The following is a 25,066-nucleotide window of genomic DNA, read 5'->3' on the forward strand; positions in this document are numbered from 1 at the left end:
GCAAGCGGAGGCGCTGATGCCCAGTAGCCGTACCGGCCGGCCGCCCGTGCAGCAGCGGACCCCCAGACGTCCCGCCGCCGCCAGGACCGTCCGCGACAACCCCGTCCGACGGCTGTACGCCAACGCCCGCCGGGCCTGGGACCGCCCGCTGACGGCCTATTACCTGATCGCCGGCGGCAGTGTGCTGATCACCGTGCTGGGTCTGGTGATGGTCTACTCGGCGTCCCAGATCACCGCGCTCCAACTCTCGCTGCCCGGCTCGTATTTCTTCCGCAAACAGTTCCTCGCGGCCTGTATCGGCGGGGTCTTGGCGCTCGCCGCCTCGCGGATGCCGGTCAAACTCCACCGGGCGCTGGCCTATCCGATCCTCGCGGGCGCCGTCTTCATGATGGCGCTGGTGCAGCTGCCGGGGATAGGGATGTCGGTCAACGGCAACCGCAACTGGATCTCCCTGGGCGGCTCCTTCCAGATCCAGCCGAGCGAGTTCGGCAAGCTGGCCCTGGTCCTGTGGGGTGCCGATCTGCTCGCCCGCAAGCAGGATAAGGCGATGCTGTCCCAGTGGAAGCACATGCTGGTGCCGCTGGTGCCCGTCGCGTTCATGCTGCTCGGGCTGATCATGCTCGGCGGCGACATGGGTACGGCGATCATCCTCACCGCGATCCTGTTCGGCCTGCTGTGGCTGGCCGGCGCACCGACCCGGCTCTTCGTCGGCGTGCTGTCGATCGCGGCCGCGATCGGTGTGATCCTCATCAAGACCAGCCCCAACCGCATGGCCCGGCTCGCCTGCATCGGCGCCACCGAGCCCAAGACCGGGGTCGCCGACTGCTGGCAGGCCGTGCACGGGATCTACGCGCTCGCATCCGGCGGGATCTTCGGCTCCGGGCTCGGGGCGAGTGTGGAGAAATGGGGTCAACTCCCCGAGGCCCACACCGACTTCATCTTCGCCGTCACCGGTGAGGAACTGGGTCTGGCGGGCACACTGTCGGTGCTCGCCCTCTTCGCGGCTCTAGGCTATGCGGGTATCCGCGTGGCCGGACGCACGGAGGACCCCTTCGTGAGGTATGCCGCGGGAGGCGTGACCACCTGGATCATCGCTCAGGCGGTGATCAACATCGGTGCGGTGCTCGGCCTGCTGCCGATCGCCGGCGTCCCGCTCCCGCTGTTCTCCTACGGGGGTTCCGCCCTGCTGCCGACCATGTTCGCCATCGGGTTGCTGATCGCCTTCGCGCGCGACGACCCCGCTGCGCGGGCGGCGCTTGCGATGCGGCAACCCCGCTTTGGTAGAAAGCGGGGGGCCAGGGGTACCGGTTTTGGCCAACGGCCCCGGAGATGGAACACGATGCGACGGCGTGCCTCGGCGGCGCGTTCGTCCGGAGAGCGGTGAATTTCGGTGCATGTCGTACTCGCCGGTGGGGGGACCGCCGGCCACATCGAGCCGGCGCTCGCCCTCGCGGACGCCCTGCGCAGGCAGGACCCCACCGTGGGGATCACAGCCCTGGGCACGGAGCGCGGCCTTGAGACCCGTCTCGTACCCGAGCGGGGCTACGAACTCGCGCTGATCCCCGCCGTACCCCTGCCGCGCAAGCCCACCCCCGAACTGATCACCGTGCCGGGCCGGTTGCGCGGCACGATCAAGGCGGCCGAGCAGATCCTGGAGCGCACCAAGGCGGACTGCGTCGTCGGCTTCGGCGGCTATGTCGCGCTGCCCGGCTACCTCGCGGCCAAGCGCCTCGGGGTGCCGATCGTGATCCACGAGGCCAACGCCAGGCCCGGGTTGGCCAACAAGATCGGCTCGCGGTACGCGGCCCGGGTCGCCGTCTCGACCCCGGACAGCAAGCTGCGCGACGCCCGCTACATCGGCATCCCGCTGCGCCGCACGATCGCCACCCTGGACCGCGCGGCCGTACGGCCCGAGGCCCGGGCCGCGTTCGGGCTCGACCCGAACCTGCCGACGCTGCTGGTCTCCGGCGGCTCGCAGGGCGCCCGGCACCTGAACGAGGTGGTCGAGCGGGTCGCGCCGTACCTCCAACAGGCCGGAATCCAGATCCTGCACGCGGTCGGCCCGAAGAACGAACTGCCGCAGGTGCACCAGATGCCGGGGATGCCCCCCTACATCCCGGTACCGTACGTGGACCGGATGGACCTCGCGTACGCCGCGGCCGACATGATGCTCTGCCGCGCGGGCGCGATGACCGTCGCCGAACTCTCCGCCGTCGGACTCCCGGCCGCCTACGTCCCGCTGCCCATCGGCAACGGCGAACAGCGGCTGAACGCCCAGCCGGTGGTCAAGGCCGGCGGCGGACTCCTGGTCGACGACGCGGAACTGACGCCCGAATGGGTCCAGGGCAATGTCCTGCCCGTGCTCGCCGATCCGCACCGGCTGTACGAAATGTCGCGCGCGGCAAGCGAGTTCGGCCGCCGGGACGCCGACGACCTGCTCGTCGGCATGGTGTACGAGGCGATCGCCTCGCGGCACCGCTAGCCATATGTGAGAGAGGCAGGGGATCGTGGCCGGACCGACGACCGCCGAGCGCGGTGAACGCCAACAGGAGTCGTCCGGCCCGCCCCTTGTCCGGCGTCTGGGGCCCAGACGTCTTCGTCTGATTGTCGTACTCGCCCTCGCCGCAGTCCTGTTGGGCGCCGCCACGGTCTGGCTGCTCTACGGCTCGCAGTGGCTGCGGGTCGAGAAGGTGTCGGTCTCCGGCACGAAGATCCTGACGCCGGAACAGGTGCGCGAAGCCGCCGGCGTTCCGGTCGGCGGACCACTCGTCTCGGTCGACACCGATGCGATCGAAGCCCGACTCCGCAGGAAATTGCCCCGAATTGACACCGTTGACGTAGTCCGTTCCTGGCCTCATGGAATCGGGCTGAAAGTGACCGAACGCAGCCCGGTCCTGGTGGTGAAAAAGGGCGGAAACTTCGTCGAAGTGGACGACGAGGGCGTGCGGTTCGCCACCGTTTCCACACCCCCGAAGTCCGTCCCCACCCTCGAATTGGCGCTCTCGCAATCGAGTTCGTCCGCGGCGGGCCTGCGCCGCTTCGGCGAGGACCGCCTCGTACGCGAGGCGGTGGGCGTCGCGGGTGACATTCCGGCCGCGGTCGCACGCGTCACCCAGACCGTCAAGGTCCGTTCCTACGACGACATCTCACTGGAGTTGACCGGCGGCCGTACCGTCGCATGGGGAAGTGGCGAGAAGGGCACAGCGAAGGCGCGTACGCTCACCGCTCTCATGAAAGCAGCTTCCGGCGCCCGGCACTTCGACGTAAGTGTTCCCACCGCCCCTGCGTCAGCCGGGAGTTGACGCACATTCGCGCAGGCCAGCACCCTGGTTGGGCAGCGCTACGGCTGATCACATAGGGTGAAAAGAAAAACGGGAGGTTCGGCGTGTTCGTTGAACGTGCGCCACTTGTCGACTTAGTGTCCTGTTCAGAAGACTTCAAGGAACGGACACACTGGTAACCCTAAACTTCAACGTTAGGGTTCGGGTCGGCGCTACGGACCGTCCCATTCGGCATCCGTCGTCGGGTCGCGGAACACCGCGACCGACGACACGTAACTCGAGGCGAGAGGCCTTCGACGTGGCAGCACCGCAGAACTACCTCGCAGTCATCAAAGTCATCGGTGTCGGCGGCGGTGGTGTCAATGCCATCAACCGGATGATCGAGGTCGGTCTCAAGGGCGTCGAGTTCATCGCCATCAACACCGACGCGCAGGCGCTGTTGATGAGCGACGCCGACGTCAAACTCGACGTCGGCCGCGAACTCACCCGCGGACTCGGCGCCGGCGCCAACCCGGCCGTCGGCCGCAAGGCCGCCGAGGATCACCGCGAGGAGATCGAGGAGGTCCTCAAGGGGGCCGACATGGTCTTCGTGACGGCCGGAGAGGGCGGCGGCACCGGTACCGGCGGCGCCCCCGTCGTGGCCAACATCGCGCGCTCCCTGGGCGCCCTCACGATCGGCGTGGTCACCCGCCCGTTCACCTTCGAGGGACGGCGCCGGGCGAACCAGGCGGAGGACGGCATCGCCGAACTCCGCGAAGAGGTCGACACCCTCATCGTCATCCCGAACGACCGGCTGCTGTCCATCTCGGACCGCCAGGTCTCGGTCCTCGACGCCTTCAAGTCGGCGGACCAGGTCCTGCTCTCCGGTGTGCAGGGCATCACCGATCTCATCACCACGCCCGGCCTGATCAACCTCGACTTCGCCGACGTCAAGTCCGTGATGTCCGAGGCCGGTTCGGCCCTCATGGGCATCGGCTCGGCCCGCGGCGACGACCGCGCGGTGGCGGCCGCCGAGATGGCGATCTCCTCGCCGCTCCTCGAGGCCTCCATCGACGGCGCCCGCGGCGTCCTGCTCTCCATCTCCGGCGGCTCCGACCTCGGCCTGTTCGAGATCAACGAAGCGGCCCAACTGGTCAGCGAGGCCGCCCACCCCGAGGCCAACATCATCTTCGGCGCGGTCATCGACGACGCCCTCGGCGACGAGGTCCGGGTCACGGTCATCGCGGCCGGCTTCGACGGCGGCCAGCCGCCGACCCGCCGGGACACCAGCACGAGCGCCGGCTCGGCCCGCCGCGACGAGCCGACTCCGGTACGGCAGGAGAGCCGTCCGTCCTTCGGGTCGCTCGGCAGCGTCAAGCCGAAGGAGGAGCCGGAGCACGCTCCGGAGCCGGTCGCCGACCTCCCGGTCGCCCCGCCGGTCCCGCCGTCGCGGACCTACTCGGACAGCGCCGCCGAGGAGCTGGACGTACCGGACTTCCTGAAGTGATAGGACAGTTCGACACCGTGAGCGGCGCGCACTTCGCCTTCACCGACAGGTGGGGCGGGGTGAGCGCCGTTCCGTACGAGGAGCTCAATCTCGGCGGGGCGGTCGGGGACGACCCCGACGCGGTCCGTACCAATCGCGAACTGGCCGCCAAGTCACTGGGGTTGGACCCCGGCCTGGTGGTCTGGATGAACCAGGTGCACGGGGCCGACGTGGCGGTCGTCGAGGAGCCCTGGGGCGCCTCGGACATCCCCTCCGTCGACGCGCTCGTCACCGCCCGGCGTGGCCTCGCCCTCGCCGTGCTGACCGCCGACTGCACGCCGGTCCTGCTCGCCGACCCGGTCGCCGGGATCGCGGGCGCGGCCCACGCCGGACGCCCGGGCATGGTCGCCGGGGTCGTCCCCGCCGCCGTAGCGGCCATGGTCGAACTCGGCGCCGATCCCGCCCGGATCGTCGCCCGCACCGGACCCGCCGTCTGCGGCCGGTGCTACGAAGTGCCCGCGGACATGCGCGCCGACGTCGCCGCCGTGGAACCGGCGGCGTACGCCGAGACGAGTTGGGGCACTCCCGCGGTCGACGTGACCGCCGGCGCGCACGCGCAGCTCGACCGGCTCGGGGTGCGCGACCGGGAGCAGTCGCCGGTGTGCACCCGTGAATCGGACGACCACTTCTCGTACCGCCGCGACCGGACCACCGGGCGGCTGGCGAGCTATGTCTGGCTGGACTGACGGGACATGACGGACCGTAGGGCTGAACTCGCCGTAAATCTGGCGAAAGTCGAGGAGCGCATCGCCGCCGCCTGTGCCGCGGCCGGGCGGAAGCGTGAAGAAGTGACCCTGATCGTGGTCACCAAGACCTATCCGGCGAGTGACGTGCGGATGTTGGCGGAACTCGGAGTGCGTCAAGTCGCCGAGAACCGGGACCAGGACGCCGCCCCGAAGGCCGCCGAATGTGCGGATCTGGCGCTGAGTTGGCACTTCGTGGGTCAGTTGCAGACCAACAAGGTGCGATCCGTGGTCGGTTACGCCGATGTCGTGCAGTCGGTCGACCGGTCCCGGCTCGTCACCGCGCTGTCGAAGGAGGCCGAGCGGTCCGGGCGCCAACTGGGCTGTCTCATCCAGGTCGCACTCGATGCCGGAGTGAGCGGGCGGGGCGAGCGCGGAGGCGTCGGACCGGGCGGGATCGGGGAGTTGGCCGATCTCGTCGCCGGGGCTCCGGGACTGCGGCTCGACGGGCTGATGACCGTCGCTCCGCTCACCGGTGAGTACGCGGGACGCCAACTGGAGGCGTTCGGGCGGTTGATGGATTTGTCGACTGACCTGCGCCGAGCCCATCCTGCTGCGAACATGGTGTCGGCAGGGATGAGTGCGGACCTCGAACAGGCCGTGGCAGCCGGAGCGACACATGTACGCGTCGGCACTGCGGTACTCGGCGTGCGCCCCAGGCTCGGGTAACGTCGCCAGGAAGTCGGACCACAGCAGAAAATATGGTCAATGCCGCCGAAGGCGGGCATAACGACCTCGTGGATCGCGGGCACTTGGCAGTCGTCAGCCGATCCACCACAGAGCGGAGGACTCAGAGCATGGCCGGCGCGATGCGCAAGATGGCGGTCTACCTCGGCCTCGTGGAGGACGATGGGTACGACGGCCGGGGTTTCGACCCCGATGACGACTTCGAACCCGAACTGGACCCGGAGCCCGAGCGGGACCGCCGACGGCACGAGCCGTCGCACCAGTCACACACCCCACATCAGTCTCAAAGGGACGAACCAGTACGAGTGGTGCAGCCTCCGGCCCCTCGCGAACCGGTGTCCCATTCCGCTTCACTGGGTGCGGAATCAGGGCGTCCGGCGCGTATCGCGCCCGTGGCATCCATCACACAAGAACGCCAGTCCCTGGAGAAGAACGCACCGGTGATCATGCCCAAGGTCGTGTCGGAACGAGAGCCTTACCGGATCACCACACTTCACCCCCGGACCTACAACGAGGCCCGTACCATCGGGGAACACTTCCGTGAAGGCACCCCGGTGATCATGAATCTGACTGAGATGGATGACACAGACGCCAAGCGACTTGTCGACTTTGCGGCCGGTTTGGTGTTTGGTCTTCACGGCAGCATCGAGCGGGTGACGCAGAAGGTGTTCCTGTTGTCGCCTGCTAACGTCGATGTCACGGCGGAGGACAAGGCCCGCATCGCAGAGGGCGGGTTCTTCAATCAGAGCTGAGACAGACAGCCGCTAGTAAGCACGGAACAGGGGAGAGGGAAAGACAGACCATGAGCGTGTTCGCGCAGGTGATCTACATCGCGCTGATGGTGTTCCTCATCGTGCTCATCTTCCGGTTGGTCATGGACTACGTCTTCCAGTTCGCCCGCTCATGGCAACCCGGCAAGGCGATGGTGGTCGTTCTGGAGGCCGCCTACACTGTCACCGATCCACCGTTGAAGCTTCTGCGGCGGTTCATCCCGCCGTTGCGTCTCGGGGGCGTGGCGCTCGACCTGTCCTTCTTCGTCCTGATGATCATCGTCTACATCTTGATCTCTATCGTGGGCAATCTCGCGAGGTGACAGTGGACGATACGGTCTTGCCGACTGCCGATGACTACGTTGAGGTGAAGAGATGCCGTTGACCCCCGAGGACGTGCGGAACAAGCAGTTCACGACCGTCCGCCTCCGAGAAGGCTATGACGAGGACGAGGTCGATGCCTTCCTCGACGAGGTCGAAGCCGAACTGACGCGCCTGCTCCGCGAGAACGAGGACCTGCGCGCCAAGCTGGCCGCGGCCACGCGCGCCGCGGCGCAGAACCAACAGAACATGCGCAAGCCCCCCGAACAGGACCAGCAGCAGGGCGGCATGCAGCAGCAAGGCGGCATGCAGCAAGGCGGCATGCAGCAGCAGGGGATGCCCCAGCAGGGCATGCCCCCGCAAGGCATGCGCGGTCCGGGTGGCCCGGTGCCCGCCGGCATATCGGGCCCGCCGCAGCAGCAGATGGGCGGCCCCATGGGCGGCCCGCCCCAGCTGCCGAGCGGTGCCCCGCAGTTGCCCGCCGGTCCCGGCGGTCAGGGCCAGGGCGGCCCGCAGGGCCAGGGTCCGATGGGACAGGGCCCCATGGGCGGTCCGATGGGCCAGGGTCCGATGCAGGGCCAGATGCAGCAGATGGGCCAGGGCCCGATGCAGGGTCAGATGGGCGGCCAGCCCCCCATGCAGCAGCAGATGGGCGGCCCGATGGGCGGTCCCATGGGTGGCGGCATGCCGCAGCAGGGCCCCGGTGGCGACAGCGCCGCCCGTGTCCTCTCGCTGGCCCAGCAGACCGCCGACCAGGCGATCGCCGAGGCCCGTTCCGAGGCCAACAAGATTGTCGGCGAGGCCCGTTCGCGCGCCGAGGGTCTCGAGCGTGACGCCCGTGCCAAGGCCGACGCCCTGGAGCGGGACGCGCAGGAGAAGCACCGCGTCGCGATGGGCTCCCTGGAGTCCGCCCGCGCCACGCTGGAGCGCAAGGTCGAGGACCTGCGCGGCTTCGAGCGCGAGTACCGCACGCGTCTGAAGTCCTACCTGGAGTCCCAGCTGCGTCAGTTGGAGACCCAGGCCGACGACTCGCTGGCCCCGCCGCGCACTCCGGCGACCGCGTCGCTTCCGCCGTCCCCGGCGCCTTCCATGGCCCCGGCAGGCGCGAGCGCCCCGTCGTACGGCGGCAACCAGGGCATGGGCGGCCCGCCGCCCGCCGGTCCGTCCTACGGCGGCCAGCAGCAGATGTCCCCGGCCATGACCCAGCCGATGGCGCCGGTACGGCCGCAGGGCCCGTCGCCGATGGGCCAGGCTCCCTCGCCGATGCGCGGGTTCCTGATCGACGAGGACGACAACTGACCGGCCTTTAGTACGCCTTCGGCGTCGGCAGCGTTCAGGGCGGGGCCCCGGATTTCGATCCGGGGCCCCGCCCTTTTTACGCGGGTTGACCGCGGGATCATGTGAGTTGACCGTTGGGTCACGTGAGTTGGGCGCCGTTGGGCGCGAGAAAAGGGCCCGGCCTCCACGTAGGAGGCCGGGCCCTTTCCCGTACCGGCGGTGGTGCTTACGCCTTGTGCAGGCGGAACACCAGGGACAGGCCTTCGTCGGTGAACGGGGTGCCGTAGGTGTCGTCGGCCTCGCCCTGGGTGAAGTCCGTGGCGAGGACCTCGTCGGCGATCAGGGACGCGTGCTCGGACAGGGCCGCGATGACCGCCGGGTCGGTCGACGTCCAGCGCAGGGCGATCCGGTCGGCGACGTCCAGGCCGCTGTTCTTGCGGGACTCCTGGATCAGCCGGATCGCGTCACGGGCCAGGCCTGCCTGGCGGAGTTCCTCGGTGATCTCCAGGTCGAGGGCGACCGTCGCTCCCGAGTCGGAGGCCACGGACCAGCCCTCGCGCGGGGTCTCTGTGATGATCACCTCATCGGGGGCCAGGGTGATGGTCTCGCCGTCCACCTCGACGGACGCCGTGCCCTCGCGCAGTGCCAGGGACAGCGCGGCCGCGTCCGCGTTCGCGACGGCCTTGGCGACGTCCTGGACGCGCTTGCCGAAGCGCTTGCCCAGCGCGCGGAAGTTGGCCTTCGCGGTGGTGTCGACCAGGGAGCCGCCGACCTCGCTGAGGGAGGCGAGTCCCTCGACGTTCAGCTCCTCGGTGATCTGGGCGTGCAGTTCGCGGTCCAGGGCGGCGAAGCCCGTGGCCGCGATCAGCGCGCGGGACAGCGGCTGGCGGGTCTTGACGCCCGACTCCGCGCGCGTGGCCCGGCCCAGCTCCACCAGGCGCCGTACGAGGACCATCTGCTGGGAGAGCTCGGGGTCGATGACGGAGAGGTCCGCCTCCGGCCAGGTGGACAGGTGGACGGACTCCGGGGCGCCCGGGGTCACCGGGACGATGAGGTCCTGCCAGACCCGCTCGGTGATGAACGGGGTGAGCGGGGCCATCAGTTGGGTCACCGTCTGGACGACCTCGTGCAGGGTGCGCAGCGCGGCCTTGTCGCCCTGCCAGAAGCGGCGGCGGGAGCGGCGGACGTACCAGTTCGAGAGGTCGTCGACGAACGCCGAGAGGAGTTTGCCGGCGCGCTGGGTGTCGTAGGACTCCAGGGCCTGTGTCACCTGGTCGGTGAGGGCGTGGAGTTCGGACAGGAGCCAGCGGTCCAGGACCGGGCGGTCGGCCGGGGCCGGGTCCGCCGCGCTGGGTGCCCAGTCGGACGTGCGCGCGTACAGGGCCTGGAAGGCGACCGTGTTCCAGTAGGTGAGGAGGGTCTTGCGGACGACCTCCTGGATGGTGCCGTGGCCCACGCGGCGTGCCGCCCACGGGGAGCCGCCCGCGGCCATGAACCACCGCACCGCGTCCGCGCCGTGACGGTCCATCAGCGGGATGGGGTCCAGGGTGTTGCCGAGGTGCTTGGACATCTTGCGGCCGTCCTCGGCGAGGATGTGGCCGAGGCAGACGACGTTCTCGTACGACGACTTGTCGAAGACCAGGGTGCCGATCGCCATCAGCGTGTAGAACCAGCCGCGGGTCTGGTCGATGGCCTCGCTGATGAACTGGGCGGGGTAGTGGGACTCGAAGAGTTCCTTGTTCTTGTGCGGGTAGCCCCACTGCGCGAACGGCATCGAACCCGAGTCGTACCAGGCGTCGATGACCTCGGGCACGCGCGTGGCGCTCTCGCCGCACTGGGGGCAGGCGAAGGTGACCGCGTCGATGAACGGGCGGTGCGGGTCCAGGGCCGACTGGTCGCTGCCGGTCAGCTCGGTCAGCTCCGCGCGGGAGCCCACCACGGTGAGGTGGTCCTCCGTGCAGCGCCAGATCGGGAGCGGGGTGCCCCAGTAGCGGCTGCGGGACAGCGCCCAGTCGATGTTGTTGTTCAGCCAGTCGCCGTACCGGCCGTGCTTGACCGTGTCCGGGAACCAGTTGGTGTTCTCGTTCTCCTGGAGGAGACGGTCCTTGACGGCGGTGGTGCGGATGTACCAGGAGGGCTGCGCGTAGTAGAGCAGCGCGGTGTGGCAGCGCCAGCAGTGCGGGTAACTGTGCTCGTACGGCACGTGCTTGAAGAGCAGACCGCGGTCCTTGAGGTCCTCGGTGAGCTTTTCGTCGGCCTTCTTGAAGAAGACACCGCCCACGAGCGGGACGTCCTCGGCGAACGTGCCGTTCGGACGGACCGGGTTCACGACTGGCAGGCCGTACGCGCGGCAGACCTTGAGGTCCTCCTCGCCGAAGGCGGGGGACTGGTGGACCAGACCCGTACCGTCCTCGACCGTCACGTACTCCGCGTTCACCACGTAGTGGGCGGGTTCCGGGAACTCCACGAGCTCGAACGGACGTTGATAGGTCCAGCGCTCCATCTCGGCGCCGGTGAAGGACTCACCGGTGGTCTCCCAGCCCTCACCGAGGGCCTTGCCGAGGAGCGGCTCGGCGACGACGAGCCGCTCCTCGCCGTTCGTCGCTACGACGTAGGTGACCTCGGGGTGGGCGGCGACGGCCGTGTTGGACACCAGCGTCCAGGGGGTCGTCGTCCAGACCAGGAGTGCGGCACGGCCGGCCAGCGGACCGGAGGTGAGCGGGAAACGGACGTACACGGAGGGGTCGACGACCGTCTCGTAGCCCTGCGCCAGCTCGTGGTCCGAGAGGCCTGTCTGGTCGCGCGGGCACCAGGGGGCGACGCGGTAGTCCTGGACCAGCAGGCCCTTGTCGAAGATCTCCTTGAGGGACCACCAGACCGACTCGATGTACTCGGGGTCCATCGTGCGGTACGGGTTCTCGAGGTCCGTCCAGTACCCCATGCGGGTCGTGAGCGCCTCGAAGGCGTCGGTGTGCCGGGTCACGGACTCGCGGCACTTGGCGTTGAACTCGGCGATGCCGTACGCCTCGATGTCCTGCTTGTCGGTGAAGCCCAGCTCCTTCTCGACCGCCAGCTCCACCGGGAGGCCGTGGCAGTCCCAGCCGGCCTTGCGGGCCACGTGGTAGCCGCGCATGGTGCGGAAGCGGGGGAAGACGTCCTTGAAGACGCGCGCCTCGATGTGGTGGGCACCCGGCATGCCATTGGCCGTGGGCGGGCCCTCGTAGAACACCCACTCGGGGCGCCCCTCGGACTGGTCCAGGGTCTTGGCGAAGATCTTCTGCTCGCGCCAGAAGTCGAGCACGGCGTGCTCGAGCGCGGGCAGGTCGACCTGGGCGGGCACCTGGCGGTACGTCGGCGTTGTCATCAGCGAGCTTCCTCCGGCGGACTTTCTGCCTTCCGTCCGGAGGGACGAGAGCTACGACATTCCGTACGCCGTGTGCGGCGCGCTCCCGCGGTACCACCCTCCTTGGCTCCCCGGTGCGTCCAGCGCACCAGTGAGCCCCCTCATTGGGGTCGCGATACCGGGTCTACCGGCCGCGGCTGGTGGGCTGCGGCTTTCTTCCGGCGGCTCCGGGGTGATCTTCACGTCGCGCCGGCCCCCGGGCTTCCACCGTCCCCGGGTCGCTCTGGGCTGCGTACGCCGCTACTCGTCCCCATCCACGCTTCTCGCTCCGCCCAGTGTACGGGGCCGCACGGACAGCGGCCGACCGGTTTTGCGGGGGCCTCGGCGGGAGGCTTGCCGACCCGTCGCGTGACCCGAATGGCGCTGAACACGCGTTCGATGTTCGGGGTGTCGGACTCGGCGGATTACCGGGCGGGGAGCTGGGCACAACGCTTGAAGGCTTGCCGCGCGAGGCCAGGGGGGTGGACGAATCGGGCGGCGTGCCCCGTTGCCGCGGGACTCAAGTCGATTTATCGTCCCAGCACGATTCGCGTGCGTGATCACAAAATGTGAAGGGGCCGCGGCCATGGTGGCGAAGAAGACCGCAACGAAGAAGACCGCGGCGAAGAAGGCGGTCGCTACGAAGGCGGCTTCTTCGAAGAAGGCGACCGGGGAAGGGGCCGAGAGACCGGGGGCCGCGAAGGGGGCGGCGGCGAAGGAAGCGGCGGCCGGGAAGAGCACCGCGAAATCCACGGCGACGAAGAAGGCGACGGCTACGAAGACGACCGTTACGAAGAGGGCGGCTACGGGGACGGGGACGGAAGCGGGGGCTACGAAGGCGGCGGTCACGAAGGTGGCGGCCGCTCCGAAGGCTACGGAGACGAAGAAAACGGCCGTGAAGAAGACGGTCGCGAAGAAGGCGGCTGAGAAGACGGCTGCCGTGAAGACGGCGGCCGGGAAGAAAACCGTCGCCCCGGAGAGCACGTCGACGAAAAGCAGCCCTACGGAGAGCACCACCAGCGCGAAGAGCAGTTCTACGGAGAGCACCACGGGCACGAAGAGCGTCACCGGCACGGATAGCGCCACAAGCACCAAGCGAACAACGGCAACCAAGAGCACGGCCGGCACAAAGAAGAGCACGACCGGCACGAAGAAGAGCGCGGCCAAGAAGGCAAAGGCGGGCGCGGCGCAGGCCGCGGAGCAGACGGGAGCCACGACGGTGGTTGCGAAGAAGACTCCTGGCACGGCCACGGCGGCGAAGACGGCCGTTCCGAAGGCGCGGGTCGCGGCGGTGCCCGGCGAGCTCGCGGTGCGCCCCGGCGAGGACCCCTGGACGCCCGAGGAGGTCGAGGAGGCCCGTACCGAGCTGCAGTCCGAGGCCGCGCGGCTGAGCGAGGAGATCACGTCCACCGAGCAGGCCCTCGCGGGTCTGATGCGGGACTCCGGGGACGGCGCGGGCGACGACGACGCCGACACCGGCACCAAGAACATCACGCGGGAGAGCGAGATGGCGCTGGCCGCCAACGCGCGCGAGATGCTGATCCAGACCGAGCGCGCCCTGGGGAAGCTGGACGCCGGCACCTACGGCCTGTGCGAGAACTGCGGCAACCCGATCGGCAAGGCCCGCATGCAGGCCTTCCCCCGGGCCACCCTCTGCGTCGAGTGCAAGCAGAAGCAGGAGCGGCGGTACTGAACGCCGGTACTGAAGCCCCCGACAGGTGTGCCGTACCCTCATCCTGAGTTAGGCACCTAGGTCGAGGGACTCACGTGGCAGAGGCGGAGCGCATCATCGGTACGCCGGATACCCCAGAGGCGGCGGGGGCAGAGCCGGAGCAGGGTGGCACCGCGTCGCCCCCCAGGGGGAAGCGCCGGATCGCCGTGCTGTTCGCGGTGGCCGCCTTCGCGTACACCCTCGACCTGGTCAGCAAGCTGCTCGTGGTCGCCAAGCTGGAGCACCACGCGCCGGTCGAGGTCTTCGGCGACTGGCTGGAGTTCCACGCGATCCGCAACCCGGGCGCCGCCTTCGGGTTCGGCGCGGCCTTCACGGTCATCTTCACGATGATCGCGGCCGCCGTGATCGTGGTGATCGCCCGGCTGGCCCGCAAGCTCTACAGCCTGCCGTGGGCCATCGCGCTCGGCCTGCTGCTGGGCGGTGCGCTCGGCAACCTCACCGACCGGATCTTCCGTTCGCCCGGCATCTTCCAGGGCGAGGTCGTCGACTTCATCGCGCCCAAGGGCTTCGCCGTGTTCAACCTCGCCGACTCGGCGATCGTGTGCGGCGGCATCCTGATCGTGCTGCTCTCCTTCCGCGGCCTGGACCCGGACGGCACCGTCCACAAGGACTGACCGCGCGGGCCGCTGTCCGGGCCGCCGTGCGGGCTTCGGTAAGGCGGTGTCGGACCCGTCCGGCATACTCGACCGGGTGAGTACAGTTCCCGAGATCCGAAACCTGCCCGTGCCCGACGGCCTGGAGGGCGAGCGTGTCGACGCCGCCATCTCCCGCATGTTCGGCTTCTCCCGTACGAAGGCCGCCGAACTGGCCGCGGCGGGGAAGGTCACGGTCGACGGCTCGGTGGTCGGGAAGTCCGAGCGCGTGCACGGCGGGGCCTGGCTCGAGGTCGAGATGCCCCAGGCGCCCGCGCCCGTGCAGATCGTCGCCGAGCCCGTCGAGGGCATGGAGATCGTCTACGACGACGATGACGTGATCGTGATCGTGAAGCCGGTCGGCGTCGCCGCCCACCCCAGCCCCGGCTGGACCGGGACGACGGTCATCGGCGGGCTCGCCGCCGCCGGGTACCGCATCTCGACGTCCGGTGCCGCCGAGCGCCAGGGCATCGTGCACCGCCTCGACGTCGGCACCTCCGGCCTGATGGTCGTCGCCAAGTCGGAGCGGGCGTACACCTCCCTGAAGCGCCAGTTCAAGGAGCGCACGGTCGACAAGCGGTACCACACGCTGGTCCAGGGCCACCCCGACCCGACGAGCGGCACCATCGACGCCCCCATCGGCCGCCACCCGAACCACGACTACAAGTGGGCGGTCACCGCCGAGGGCAAGCCGTCCGTCACGCACTACGACCTCATCGAGGCGTTCCGCGCGGCCTCCCTGCTCGACGTGAAGCTGGAGACCGGCCGCACCCACCAGATCCGCGTGCACATGGCGGCCCACCGCCACCCGTGCGTGGGCGACCTGACGTACGGCGCCGACCCGACGCTCGCCAAGCGGCTGCGCCTGACCCGCCAGTGGCTGCACGCCGTCCGGCTCGGGTTCGAGCACCCCGCCGACGGCCAGTGGGTCGAGTTCGAGAGCGGCTACCCGGACGACCTCCAGCAGGCCCTGGACCTGGTGCGCGAGGAGACGTACGCATGAGTCCGACGCCCTACGTGGTGCGCGTCGCCGAGGACCCGGCCGACCGTGAGGCCTGCTTCGCGGTGCGCAAGGAGGTCTTCGTCGTCGAGCAGGGCGTGGCCCAGGAGATCGAGTACGACGACTACGACGCCGTAGCGACGCATGTGCTGGCCGTGCGTGAGGACGGGGTGCCGCTCGGGACCGGGCGGCTGTTGTACGGCGAGGCGGCCTCGGCGAAGACCGGTGGGGATCCGGCCGTGGGGTCACTGGGGCGGCTGGCCGTCACCAAGGAGGCTCGGGGGCTGGGGGTCGGGGTCGCGCTGGTGCGGGCCATCGAGGACGCGGCACGCGCGCGTGGGCTGGCCGCCGTGGATCTGCACGCGCAGACGCATGCGCTGGGGTTCTACGAACGGCTCGGGTACGAGGCGTACGGGCCGGAGTTTCCGGACGCGGGGATTCCACACCGGGCGATGCGGCGCGCTCTGTAACGGGCTCCACAACCTGAGGGCGTCGAAAGAGCTGGTCGGGCGGGCGGCGTGGCAGGCTGGGGCGTCCGCTGTGTGAACGTCGAGATCCCGCCGGAGCCCTGACCGTGGATCAATTGGCCCTGCTTTTCGTCCTGTTGCTCGGGGCCGTGGTGAGCGTCCCGCTGGGGGACCGGTTCGGTCTGCCGGCGCCGGTGCTCATGACGCTCCTCGGGATAGTCCTCGCGGTGGCCGACTTCGTGCCGAACGTGAACGTCCCGCCCGATCTGATCCTGCCCCTGTTGCTGCCGCCGCTGCTGTACGCGGCCGTACGGCGCACCTCCTGGCGGCAGTTCACGGCCAACATCCGGCCCATCTTCCTGCTGGCCGTGGCGCTGGTGTTCGTCACCACCCTCGCCGTGGCCGCCGTCGCGAGCGCGATCGTGCCGGGGCTGCCGATAGCGGCCGCCGTGGCGCTCGGCGCGCTGGTGGCGCCGCCCGATCCGGTCGCCGCGACCGCCGTCGCGGGGCAGCTGGGGCTGCCGCGGCGGCTGGTGTCGATCCTGGAGGGTGAGGGTCTCTTCAACGACGTGACGGCCATCGTGCTGTACCACGTGGCAATCGCGGCCGCCGTCAGCGGGAGCTTCCACTTCTGGCGTGCCGGGCTCGACTTCGTGCTGTCCGCCGTCGTCGCCGTAGTGGTCGGCGTGGTCCTGGGATGGGCCACGAACAAGCTGATGTCGGCCCTCGACGACGCCACGCTGCAGATCGGGCTGACGCTGCTGGTGCCGTACGCCTCCTACGTCCTGGCCGACGAGCTGCACGGTTCCGGGGTGCTCGCCGTGCTGACCACCGCGCTGTTCCTGGCCGAGTACTCGCTCGGTGCCGACGACGTGCTGACGCGGCTCGCCGGGGCGACCGTGTGGGACGTCGTGGACACGTTGGTGACCGGGGTCGCGTTCGGGCTCATCGGGCTCGAACTGCACAACGCGATCCGTACGGCGTCCGGGCGGTGGGGCGAGATGCTCGGCTGGGCCGCGGCGATCGTCGGGGTCGTGGTCGTCGTACGGCTGGCGTGGTTGCTGCCGGCGACCTGGCTGACGAAACGGCTGCACGCCAAGCGGGACTACGACGAGGAGATCCCCACGTCCTGGCGGGAGACCGTGATCATGTGGTGGGCGGGGATGCGGGGGGTGGCGTCCGTCGCGCTGGCGCTGGCGATTCCGCTGACCATGGATGACGGGTCGGCGTTCCCGGACCGGGACGAGATCGTGTTCATCGCGTTCGGGGTGATCATGGCGACGCTGGTGCTGCAGGGGCTCACGCTGCCGTGGCTGGTGAAGCGGCTCGGGGTGCGGGCCGACACCGACAGCGAGAAGGCGTTCGAGAAGGAGCTGGCGGTGCGGGCGGCGAAGGCCGCGAAGCGGCGGCTGCGGGAGATCGAGGACGTGGAGGAACTGCCGGAGGAGGTGTCCGAGCAGTTGTTGCGGCGGGCGTTCGACATCGGGGTGCGGATCTCTCCCGAGGTGGGGGACGGGGAGCGGCGGGAGGCGTACGAGAAGCGGGTGAAGCGGGTGAAGCGGATGCGGCGGATCCAGGGGGAGATGATGAGCGCGGCTCGGCACGAGGTGCTGGCGGCGCGGAGCGAGCCGGGGGCGGATCCGGAGATCGTGGACCGGGTGCTTCGGCATCTCGACGTGCGTAGTCTGAGGTGAGTCTCCCACCCAAGCACCGCCCGTTCACGGGCAATTGAGGCTGGACGCTCTCGTGGGCGTACGGCGCCGTGGGCGGCCTTCCGGCCGTGCATGGCAGTCCTGTTAACGGGGGAGAGGAACGCCCGGTTCGCTTTGTACGCTCGCCCCATGGCTCGCAACGTAGTAATCAGTGGTGGTGGTACGGGAATTGGGCTCGCCGCGGCGCATGCCTTCGCGGGTGACGGGGATCGGGTGTTGCTGCTCGGGCGGCGGCGCGAGGTGTTGGAGAAGGCCGCGGTACCGGGGGCGTTGACGTACGCCGGGGACTTGAGTGAGCCCGAAGTGGTGCGCGGGGTCGGGCGGTTCGTCGCCGAGGAGTTCGGCACCGTGGATGTGCTGGTGCACGGCGCGGGCGGTACCGGGGCGTTGGAGCCGGCCAGCGCGAGCAGTGACCCGCTGGACCGTGTCGCGCACGACTGGACGGTCAACTTCCGCATCAACACCCTCAGCGCCGCGCTGCTCACCGAGGCGCTGAAGCCGCGGCTCGCGGAACCGGGCGGGCGGGTGCTGTTCGTGAGCTCCATCGCCGCGTACCGGGGTTCGGGCAGCGGGGCGTACGGCGGGGCCAAGGCCGCGTTGCATCCGTACGCCTACGACCTGGCCCGGGATCTCGGCCCGCGCGGCATCACCGTGAACGTGGTCGCGCCCGGGTACATCGAGGACACCGAGTTCTTCGGGCCGCGGATCGATTCCGCCCGGCGTGAACGGCTCATCAACGACACGTCGACCGGGCGGGCCGGTACGCCAGGGGATGTCGCGGCGACCTTGCACTGGCTCGCGTCTCCGGCCGCTGGGCATGTGACTTCGCAGGTGATCCAGGTCAACGGCGGGGCTGAGCGGGGGCGTTGAGGGGTTGGGGCTGAGTGGCGGGGGTTTGGTTCCGGTCAACGGCGTTGATGGGCGCGGGGGTTGGCGCCGGGGACTGGCCAGCCGCCAGCGGTGCCCCGCCCAACCCTCACCCCCGGTTACCGCCCGGAGGCTCGTGAGCCGAGCGGGTGGTGGCGCCGTTCGGTGACGGATCCTCGCCCGGGATCGGTGCCGCGTCCGCCGTGTTCACGCGGGGCAACGCGTACGGGTGCTCCACGTACAGCCAGCGGATCATCTGCTCGCGGACGGTGACCCGTACCGTCCAGATGTCGTCCGCGTCCTTCGCCGTGACCAGGGCGCGGACCTCCATCGTGTTCGGGGTGGTGTCCGTGACGACGAGGCCGTAGCTGCGGCCGTCCCAGGCGGGGCAGGCGCGGAGGATCTCGCGGAGCTGGGTGCGCATCGCGTCGACCGGGGCCGAGTGGTCGACCTGGAAGTAGACGATGCCGGTCATCTGGGGGGTGCCGCGGGACCAGTTCTCGAAGGGTTTGGACGTGAAGTACGACACCGGCATGGTGATCCGGCGTTCGTCCCAGGTGCGGACCGTCAGGAAGGTCAGGGTGATCTCCTCGATCGTGCCCCACTCGCCGTCCACGACCACGGTGTCGCCGATGCGGACCATGTCACCGAAGGCGATCTGCAGTCCCGCGAAGAGGTTGGCGAGGGTGGACTGGGCCGCTACACCGGCGACGATGCCCAGGACGCCCGCCGAAGCCAGCAGGGACGCGCCGGCCGCGCGCATCGCCGGGAACGTCAGCAGCATCGCGGCGACCGCCACCACGCCGACGATCGCGGCCACCACCCGCGTGATCAGCGTCACCTGGGTCCGGACCCGGCGGACCCGGGCCGCGTCGCGGGAGGCCCGGGCGTAACGGGCGTACGACGATTCGACGATCGCCGCCGCGACCCGGATCATCAGCCACGCGGTGGCGCCGATCAGCACCAGGGTCAGGGTCTGGCCGATGCCGACCCGGTGTTCCTCCAGGAGCTGTGCCTGGTCGTAGGAGGCTCTGAGGAAGGCCGCGCAGAGTACGAGCTGGTACGGGACCCGGCCTCGGCGCAGCAGGCCCCACAGGGTGGTGTCGTCGTGCCGGGCGTCCGCCTTGCGCAGCAGCAGGTCGGTGACCCAGCCGATGAGCAGCGTGAGGACGACGGAGCCGCCGATGACGATCAGCGGGCGCAGTACGTTCTCCATGTGTCCGACCGTACTGGCACGATGGCTTCATGAACATCATGCTCTTCCACTCCACGTACGGTCTCCGGCCGGCGGTGCGTGACGCCGCCGAGCGGCTGCGCGCGGCGGGCCACGAGGTGTGGACCCCGGACCTCTTCGAGGGGCAGACGTTCGAGACGGTCGAGGAGGGCATGGCCTTCAACGACGGGATCGGCAAGGACGAGGTGCTCAAGCGGGCCGTGCTGGCCGCCGCCCCGTACTCCGAGCGCGGTCTCGTCTACGCCGGGTTCTCGCTCGGCGCCTCCGTCGCGCAGACCCTCGCCCTCGGCGACGAGAAGGCCCGCGGCCTGCTCCTCCTGCACGGCACCTCGGACATCGCGGCCACCGCCTCCGTCGACGACCTGCCGGTCCAGCTGCACGTCGCCGAGCCCGACCAGTTCGAGACCGACGACTGGCTCAGCTCCTGGTATCTCCAGATGGGCAGGGCGGGCGCGGACGTGGAGATCTACCGGTACGCCGGAGCCGGCCACCTGTACACCGACCCCGACCTCCCGGACTACGACGAGGAGGCCGCCGAGGCCACCTGGCGGGTGGCGCTCGGTTTCCTCGAAACGCTGTAACTACACGGGGTCGTACGTCCGCTCCACCTTCTGCGTGCCGCTCCGCGTCCGGTACGACCGCTCCCAGGACGAGGTCGCGGTCGCCGAGGTGCGGTCGGACAGGACGTAGTAGTCCATCTGCGCGCGGTCGGCCGTGATGTCCAGGACGCCGTAGCCGTGGCGGTCCGTGTCGACCCAGTGCACGTGCCGGTTGGCGAGCTGGATCACCGGTGCGGCGAGCGCGGAGACCGTGCCCTCGGGGACCTTCACGATGTCGTCGAGGTTGTCGGAGGTCACGGACGTGATCACGAACTCCGTTGCCGCGGACGGCGACAGGGGGTACGTGCCGGCGTCCACCGGTACGTCGTTGGCCCAGGACATGTGGATGTCGCCGGTGAGGAAGACCGTGTTGCCGATCGCGTTCGAGCGCAGATGCGCGAGGAGTTCACGGCGGTCGTCGGTGTAGCCGTCCCACTGGTCGGTGTTGACGCCTATGCCGTCCTGCGGCAGGTCCAGCAGCTTGGCGAGCGGTTTGAGCAGGTCGGCGGTGAGCGAGCCGATGACGAACGGCGCGATCATCACGGAGTTGCCGACCAGCCGCCACTTGGTGTCCGACGCCTTCAACCCGGCCTTCAGCCAGTCGAGTTGGGCGCGTCCCGTGATCGTACGGTCCGGGTCGTCGACCGAACCGCTGCCCGAACTCGCCTGCTGCGAACGGAAGGACCGCAGGTCGAGGAGCGAGAGGTCCGCCAACTTGCCGAAGCGCAGACGGCGGTAGGTGGTGCCCGCGATCGCCGGGCGGACCGGCATCCACTCGAAGTACGCCTGTTTCGCGGCCGCTTGACGGGCTGTCCAGGTTCCCTCGGCGCCCTCGGTGTGGTTGACCGCGCCGCCGGACCAGGCGTTGTCGGCGAACTCGTGGTCGTCCCAGATCGCGATGACCGGTGCCTTGGTGTGCAGCGCCTGGAGATCCGGGTCGGTCTTGTACTTGCCGTGTCGGGTGCGGTAGTCGGCGAGCGTGATGATCTCGTTCAGTGGCGCGTGCTGCCGTACGACCGTGCCGCGCGCCGCGTACTCGCCGGACTTGTACTCGTAGATGTAGTCGCCCAGGTGCAGCCACGCGTCGAGATCGTTGCGGGCCGCGAGATGGCGGTACGACGAGAAGTAGCCCGCCTCCCAGTTGGCGCAGGTGACGACGCCGAAGCGCAGGCCGGTCACGGTCGCGTCCGCCGCCGGCGCGGTGCGGGTGCGCGCCGCCGGGGAGTCGGTGCCACCGGCCGAGAAGCGGAACCAGTAGTCCGTGGCCGGGGCCAGGCCGCGGATGTCGGCCTTCACGGTGTGGTCGGAGGCGGCGGTCGCGGTGAGGGAGCCCCGGGAGACGACGTTCGTGAACGCCTTGTCGGTGGCGACTGTCCAACTCACCTCGGTGTCCGGGCCGAGCCCCGAGCCCGGGACCGCCTCGGCGGTGGGCGTCACCCGGGTCCACAGGAGGATGCCGTCCGGGAGCGGGTCCCCGGAGGCGACTCCGTGCAGGAAGGAAGGGGTGTCGGTGGCGGCCCCTGCGGGGAGCGCGGCGATCAGCGGGCCGGCCAGGACGGCGGTGGCGGCCGCGGCCTTGACGACCGTACGGCGGCGCGGGGAGGGCGAGTTGACGCTCTCGGGTGCTCTGTATCGACTGGTCACGAGCGAACAGGTTACTGATCAGTATTAACGAGAGCGGGCGAACTCGTAAAAGTTCGCCCGCTCTTCGACTGCGCGTCGTGCAACAGCGTCCTACGACAAGGCTCAGGCCTTGAGGGCCGCCGTGATCGCCGTGGTGAAGTCGGCCACCGTCATCGGCGCGTTCGTGCCGTCCGAGCCGGTCAGCGTCTTGCCGTCCATCTTCAGGGTCGGAGTGCCGGTGACCCCGCTCTTGTCGAACGTCGCGGACATGTCCAGCGCCCACTTGTCGTAGGTGCCCGCCTTCACGGCCTTCTGGAAGGCCGCGTTGTTCTTCAGGGCGGGGACGGTGTTCGCGACCTTGATCAGGTACGCGTCGTCCTTGAACTTGTCGGTCGTCTCGTCCGGGTGGTACTTCGTCGAGTAGAGCGCGGTCTTGTACTCGAGGAACGCCTCGGGGCTGACGTTCAGCGCGGCGCCCATGGCGCTCAGCGCGTTCTTCGAGCCCTCGCCGTTGTCCTTGTTGTCGATGAACGTGGCGCCGACGTACTGGATCTTGAACTTGCCGGCGTCCCAGTCGCTCTTCACGGTCGAGCCGACGGTCTGCTCGAACTGGGCGCAGATCGGGCAGCGCGGGTCCTCGTACATGACCAGGGTCTTCTTGGCGGTGCTCTTGCCGAGGACGACCGTGGTGCCGTTGGTGCCGGTGGTGTTGGCCGGCTTGACGAGCTTGTCGTCCTTCGCCGACTCCCAGTAGGTGGGCTTGTTGTTCTGTACGACGGCGTAGCCGATGCCGCCGGCTATCGCGAGGACGCCGACGACCGAGGCGGCGACTATGAGTTGCCGCCTGACCTTGGCGCGCTTGGCCTGCTTCTCGCGCTCGGCGCGCAGCCGCTCACGGGCCGCCGTCTTCGCCGCCGCGCTGTTCCGCTTGCTCATGTTGGTGATCTCCATATGGGACGCGTACACGTCGTACGCGGAATACGTGTGGGGGACTGATGTGTGCTCAGGTACCTGTGGGGTGTTCAGACCGCGAGGAGGACCGAGCACGGCGGTCCACGCCGTCCCAGGGAGTGCACCAGCAGCCGCTCACGGGCGGTGGCGATGCGGTGCGTGCCGCGCGGCAGCCGGCGGACCGGCGCGGTGCGGCGGCCCGTCACCGCGGCGACGGCCAGGAGCAGCGGGCGGAAGCCGACCGCCGTGGCCGCGCGCAGCAGTTCGGAGATCGCGCGCTCGCCGCGGCGCAGATAGGCGGCGGCCAGCAGCCCGACACCGATGTGCGCGCCGAGCAGCAGCCAGGCGGCGGTGGCGTCGGTGTGCGTGAGGAGCGCCGCCGCCTGATGGGGATCGCCGGTCACGCGGGCCAGCGAGGTGCCCACGTCGCCGCCGCTGCACAGCACGTCCAGGCCGACCGCGCGCAGCGGTCCGGCGACCGGGCCGCCCGCCCTGCCGTAGCAGGCGTGCTGGCCGGTGGTGAAGACCGTGTCGGCGGCCAGCTCCAGCGGGATCAGGAGGGCGGCGATCCGGCCGAAGCCGCGCTCGCGGCCCGCGAGCGCGTACGCGATGACGAACACGGTGGCGGCGATCGCCGCCACCGTGCCGAGCGGAAGCGGGGCCCGGGACAGCAGCACGTGCGACGCGGTGCTGAGCGTCACGACCAGTGCCGTGAACAGCGCCGCGCGTACGGCCCTGAGCTGGATCCCGGATATGTCCATAGCGGAGGAGAGTCTGTCACGTGCTCCGGTAAGGGACCCCTAAAGGGTTCCTGTGAGCGTACGGATGGTTACAGACCCGGAATCCGGCCGTTGCGGAACAGGTCGACGAAGGTCTGGTGGTCGGCACGCGCGCGTGCGCCGTAGCTGTGCGCGAAGTCGACGAGCACGCCCGCGAAGCCGTCCTCGTCGGCCGCGATCGCCGCGTCGATGGCCCGCTCCGTGGAGAACGGCACCAGGGACTCGCCGGACTGGTCGTCGGCCGCCGCGTGCATCGTCGCCGTGGCCCGCCCGAGGTCGGCGACGACGGCGGCGATCTCCTCCGGGTCGTCGATGTCGCTCCAGTCCAGGTCCACCGCGTACGGCGACACCTCGGCGACCAGCTGCCCGGTCCCGCCCAGCTCGGTCCAGCCCAGCCACGGGTCCGCGTGCGCCTGGAGGGCGCGCTGGGAGATCACCGTGCGGTGGCCCTCGTGCTGGAAGTAGTCCCGGATCGCCGCGTCCGTGATGTGCCGCGAGACGGCCGGCGTCTGGGCCTGCTTGATGTAGATCACCACATCGTTCTCCAGGGCGTCGCTGTTGCCCTCCAGGAGGATGTTGTACGACGGCAGCCCGGCCGAGCCGATGCCGATGCCCCGGCGGCCGACGACGTCCTTCACGCGGTACGAGTCCGGGCGGTCCAGGGAGGACTCCGGGAGCGTCTCCAGGTAGCCGTCGAAGGCGGCGAGGACCTTGTACCGGGTCGCCGCGTCCAGCTCGATGGAGCCGCCGCCCGACGCGAACCGGCGCTCGAAGTCACGGATCTCCGTCATCGAGTCCAGCAGCTCGAAGCGGGTCAGCGAGCGGGCCGTGCGCAGCGCGCCCAGCAGCGGGCCGTCGGCCGTGTCCAGCGTGAACGGCGGCACCTCGTCGCTCTTCGCGCCGGTCGCCAGCGCGTGGATCCGCTCGCGGTACGCGCCCGCGTAGACCTGCACCAGCTCGGTGATCTGCTCGTCACTGAGCGCCTTCGCGTACCCGATCAGCGCCACGGAGGCGGCGAAGCGCTTGAGGTCCCAGGTGAAGGGGCCGACGTAGGCCTCGTCGAAGTCGTTGACGTTGAAGACCAGCCGGCCGTTCGAGTCCATGTACGTGCCGAAGTTCTCGGCGTGCAGGTCGCCGTGGATCCACACGCGCGAGGTGCGGTCGTCCAGGTACGGGCCGCCCCGCTTCTCGGCGTCCAGGTCGTGGTAGAAGAGGCACGCCGTGCCCCGGTAGAACGCGAACGCCGAGGCTGCCATCTTCCGGAACTTCACGCGGAACGCGGCCGGGTCGGCGGCCAGGAGCTCGCCGAAGGCGGTGTCGAAGACGGCAAGGATCTCCTCGCCGCGGTGCTCGTCGTTGAGCTGCGGAACCGACATCGCTCTGTGCCTCCTGGTACGGGTGGTACGTGACATGTGACGGGTCTGTCGTCACTTTCCAACGCTTGAAGGTACGCGGGAGTGCCCGCCATGTGTCAGTGGTCAGG

At 69.6% G+C, this 25,066-nt stretch carries 22 protein-coding genes; 16 read left to right on the forward strand and 6 right to left on the reverse strand.

The features are described from left to right. Nucleotides 1–16: 16 nt before the first annotated feature. The 9 genes from ftsW to OO69_RS32620 all read left to right on the forward strand — a co-directional run bounded on the left by ftsW (nt 17) and on the right by OO69_RS32620 (nt 8,626). Nucleotides 17–1,384, forward strand: coding sequence for a putative lipid II flippase FtsW (gene ftsW / locus OO69_RS32580; protein WP_033284459.1), 1,368 nt, complete (start codon nt 17–19; stop codon nt 1,382–1,384). Nucleotides 1,385–1,390: 6 nt separating this feature from the next. Next, nucleotides 1,391–2,482, forward strand: a complete 1,092-nt coding sequence (gene murG, locus OO69_RS32585) for an undecaprenyldiphospho-muramoylpentapeptide beta-N-acetylglucosaminyltransferase (protein ID WP_033284460.1) — start codon at nt 1,391–1,393, stop codon at nt 2,480–2,482. A gap of 25 nt (nt 2,483–2,507) precedes the next feature. Further along, nucleotides 2,508–3,302, forward strand: coding sequence for a cell division protein FtsQ/DivIB (locus OO69_RS32590; RefSeq protein WP_033284461.1), 795 nt, complete (start codon nt 2,508–2,510; stop codon nt 3,300–3,302). A gap of 277 nt (nt 3,303–3,579) precedes the next feature. Then, complete coding sequence (gene ftsZ, locus OO69_RS32595) at nt 3,580–4,767, forward strand: cell division protein FtsZ (RefSeq protein ID WP_033284462.1); 1,188 nt, start codon at nt 3,580–3,582, stop codon at nt 4,765–4,767. After that, nucleotides 4,764–5,492 carry a peptidoglycan editing factor PgeF gene (pgeF, locus tag OO69_RS32600; protein WP_033284463.1) on the forward strand — a complete coding sequence of 243 codons (729 nt, stop codon included), beginning with the start codon at nt 4,764–4,766 and terminating at the stop codon, nt 5,490–5,492. Before ftsZ ends, pgeF begins: the two co-directional genes overlap by 4 nt. Before the next feature lie 6 nt (nt 5,493–5,498). Then, nucleotides 5,499–6,218 carry a YggS family pyridoxal phosphate-dependent enzyme gene (locus OO69_RS32605; protein WP_033284464.1) on the forward strand — a complete coding sequence of 240 codons (720 nt, stop codon included), beginning with the start codon at nt 5,499–5,501 and terminating at the stop codon, nt 6,216–6,218. Between the two features lie 128 nt (nt 6,219–6,346). Further along, the gene (locus tag OO69_RS32610) at nt 6,347–6,988 is read left to right on the forward strand and encodes a cell division protein SepF (RefSeq protein WP_033284465.1); all 642 of its coding nucleotides are present in this window, start codon (nt 6,347–6,349) and stop codon (nt 6,986–6,988) included. Between the two features lie 50 nt (nt 6,989–7,038). Then, on the forward strand, nt 7,039–7,329 hold the full coding sequence (locus OO69_RS32615) for a YggT family protein (protein ID WP_019062316.1): 291 nt from the start codon (nt 7,039–7,041) through the stop codon (nt 7,327–7,329). Between the two features lie 52 nt (nt 7,330–7,381). Then, complete coding sequence (locus tag OO69_RS32620; protein ID WP_033284466.1) at nt 7,382–8,626, forward strand: DivIVA domain-containing protein; 1,245 nt, start codon at nt 7,382–7,384, stop codon at nt 8,624–8,626. A 205-nt stretch (nt 8,627–8,831) separates the two neighbouring features. Here the strand turns inward: OO69_RS32620 and ileS are convergent, their stop codons facing one another. Beyond that, a complete protein-coding gene (gene ileS / locus OO69_RS32625) occupies nt 8,832–11,969 on the reverse strand; it encodes an isoleucine--tRNA ligase (RefSeq protein WP_033284467.1) in 3,138 nt (1,045 codons plus the stop codon). 604 nt (nt 11,970–12,573) lie between these two features. Here ileS and OO69_RS32635 point away from each other — a divergent pair. The 6 genes from OO69_RS32635 to OO69_RS32660 all read left to right on the forward strand — a co-directional run bounded on the left by OO69_RS32635 (nt 12,574) and on the right by OO69_RS32660 (nt 18,400). Beyond that, entirely contained in the window at nt 12,574–13,680 is a 1,107-nt protein-coding gene (locus OO69_RS32635) for a TraR/DksA family transcriptional regulator (protein WP_051801337.1), read from the forward strand. A gap of 74 nt (nt 13,681–13,754) precedes the next feature. Then, complete coding sequence (gene lspA, locus OO69_RS32640; RefSeq protein ID WP_033284469.1) at nt 13,755–14,333, forward strand: signal peptidase II; 579 nt, start codon at nt 13,755–13,757, stop codon at nt 14,331–14,333. A gap of 76 nt (nt 14,334–14,409) precedes the next feature. Further along, entirely contained in the window at nt 14,410–15,354 is a 945-nt protein-coding gene (locus tag OO69_RS32645; protein ID WP_033284519.1) for an RluA family pseudouridine synthase, read from the forward strand. Further along, nucleotides 15,351–15,821, forward strand: coding sequence for a GNAT family N-acetyltransferase (locus OO69_RS32650; RefSeq protein WP_033284470.1), 471 nt, complete (start codon nt 15,351–15,353; stop codon nt 15,819–15,821). Before OO69_RS32645 ends, OO69_RS32650 begins: the two co-directional genes overlap by 4 nt. Nucleotides 15,822–15,925: 104 nt before the next feature. Then, nucleotides 15,926–17,512, forward strand: coding sequence for a Na+/H+ antiporter (locus OO69_RS32655; RefSeq protein ID WP_033284471.1), 1,587 nt, complete (start codon nt 15,926–15,928; stop codon nt 17,510–17,512). Nucleotides 17,513–17,659: 147 nt separating this feature from the next. After that, entirely contained in the window at nt 17,660–18,400 is a 741-nt protein-coding gene (locus OO69_RS32660; protein WP_033284472.1) for an SDR family NAD(P)-dependent oxidoreductase, read from the forward strand. Between the two features lie 106 nt (nt 18,401–18,506). Here the strand turns inward: OO69_RS32660 and OO69_RS32665 are convergent, their stop codons facing one another. Beyond that, on the reverse strand, nt 18,507–19,613 hold the full coding sequence (locus OO69_RS32665) for a mechanosensitive ion channel family protein (RefSeq protein ID WP_033284473.1): 1,107 nt from the start codon (nt 19,611–19,613) through the stop codon (nt 18,507–18,509). A 29-nt stretch (nt 19,614–19,642) separates the two neighbouring features. On the opposite strand from OO69_RS32665, the gene OO69_RS32670 reads away from it, so the two are divergent. After that, the gene (locus tag OO69_RS32670) at nt 19,643–20,212 is read left to right on the forward strand and encodes a dienelactone hydrolase family protein (RefSeq protein ID WP_033284474.1); all 570 of its coding nucleotides are present in this window, start codon (nt 19,643–19,645) and stop codon (nt 20,210–20,212) included. Here OO69_RS32670 and OO69_RS32675 read toward each other — a convergent pair whose 3' ends face one another. The 4 genes from OO69_RS32675 to OO69_RS32690 all read right to left on the reverse strand — a co-directional run bounded on the left by OO69_RS32675 (nt 20,213) and on the right by OO69_RS32690 (nt 24,959). Further along, nucleotides 20,213–21,874: an alkaline phosphatase D family protein gene (locus tag OO69_RS32675; protein WP_033284475.1), complete on the reverse strand. Its 1,662-nt coding sequence runs from the start codon at nt 21,872–21,874 to the stop codon at nt 20,213–20,215. Between the two features lie 102 nt (nt 21,875–21,976). Next, nucleotides 21,977–22,789 carry a thioredoxin domain-containing protein gene (locus OO69_RS32680; protein WP_033284520.1) on the reverse strand — a complete coding sequence of 271 codons (813 nt, stop codon included), beginning with the start codon at nt 22,787–22,789 and terminating at the stop codon, nt 21,977–21,979. Nucleotides 22,790–22,875: 86 nt separating this feature from the next. Further along, nucleotides 22,876–23,565: a hypothetical protein gene (locus OO69_RS32685; RefSeq protein WP_033284476.1), complete on the reverse strand. Its 690-nt coding sequence runs from the start codon at nt 23,563–23,565 to the stop codon at nt 22,876–22,878. Between the two features lie 68 nt (nt 23,566–23,633). Beyond that, a complete protein-coding gene (locus OO69_RS32690) occupies nt 23,634–24,959 on the reverse strand; it encodes a DUF2252 domain-containing protein (RefSeq protein ID WP_033284477.1) in 1,326 nt (441 codons plus the stop codon). Nucleotides 24,960–25,066 lie beyond the last annotated feature (107 nt).

Origin of the sequence: Streptomyces sp. NRRL F-525 (assembly GCF_000716605.1) — a bacterium.
In the GTDB taxonomy this organism is placed as follows: Bacteria; Actinomycetota; Actinomycetes; order Streptomycetales; family Streptomycetaceae; genus Streptomyces.

Excerpts from the sequence above, each read along its gene's own strand:
- ftsW (WP_033284459.1), top strand. The coding sequence starts at position 17 with ATGCCCAGTAGCCGTACCGGCCGGCCGCCCGTGCAGCAGCGGACCCCC.
- OO69_RS32605 (WP_033284464.1), top strand. The coding sequence starts at position 5,499 with ATGACGGACCGTAGGGCTGAACTCGCCGTAAATCTGGCGAAAGTCGAG.
- OO69_RS32610 (WP_033284465.1), top strand. The coding sequence starts at position 6,347 with ATGGCCGGCGCGATGCGCAAGATGGCGGTCTACCTCGGCCTCGTGGAG.
- OO69_RS32615 (WP_019062316.1), top strand. The coding sequence starts at position 7,039 with ATGAGCGTGTTCGCGCAGGTGATCTACATCGCGCTGATGGTGTTCCTC.
- OO69_RS32620 (WP_033284466.1), top strand. The coding sequence starts at position 7,382 with ATGCCGTTGACCCCCGAGGACGTGCGGAACAAGCAGTTCACGACCGTC.
- ileS (WP_033284467.1), bottom strand. The coding sequence starts at position 11,969 with ATGACAACGCCGACGTACCGCCAGGTGCCCGCCCAGGTCGACCTGCCC.
- OO69_RS32635 (WP_051801337.1), top strand. The coding sequence starts at position 12,574 with ATGGTGGCGAAGAAGACCGCAACGAAGAAGACCGCGGCGAAGAAGGCG.
- OO69_RS32650 (WP_033284470.1), top strand. The coding sequence starts at position 15,351 with ATGAGTCCGACGCCCTACGTGGTGCGCGTCGCCGAGGACCCGGCCGAC.
- OO69_RS32660 (WP_033284472.1), top strand. The coding sequence starts at position 17,660 with ATGGCTCGCAACGTAGTAATCAGTGGTGGTGGTACGGGAATTGGGCTC.
- OO69_RS32665 (WP_033284473.1), bottom strand. The coding sequence starts at position 19,613 with ATGGAGAACGTACTGCGCCCGCTGATCGTCATCGGCGGCTCCGTCGTC.
- OO69_RS32670 (WP_033284474.1), top strand. The coding sequence starts at position 19,643 with ATGAACATCATGCTCTTCCACTCCACGTACGGTCTCCGGCCGGCGGTG.
- OO69_RS32680 (WP_033284520.1), bottom strand. The coding sequence starts at position 22,789 with ATGAGCAAGCGGAACAGCGCGGCGGCGAAGACGGCGGCCCGTGAGCGG.
- OO69_RS32685 (WP_033284476.1), bottom strand. The coding sequence starts at position 23,565 with ATGGACATATCCGGGATCCAGCTCAGGGCCGTACGCGCGGCGCTGTTC.
- OO69_RS32690 (WP_033284477.1), bottom strand. The coding sequence starts at position 24,959 with ATGTCGGTTCCGCAGCTCAACGACGAGCACCGCGGCGAGGAGATCCTT.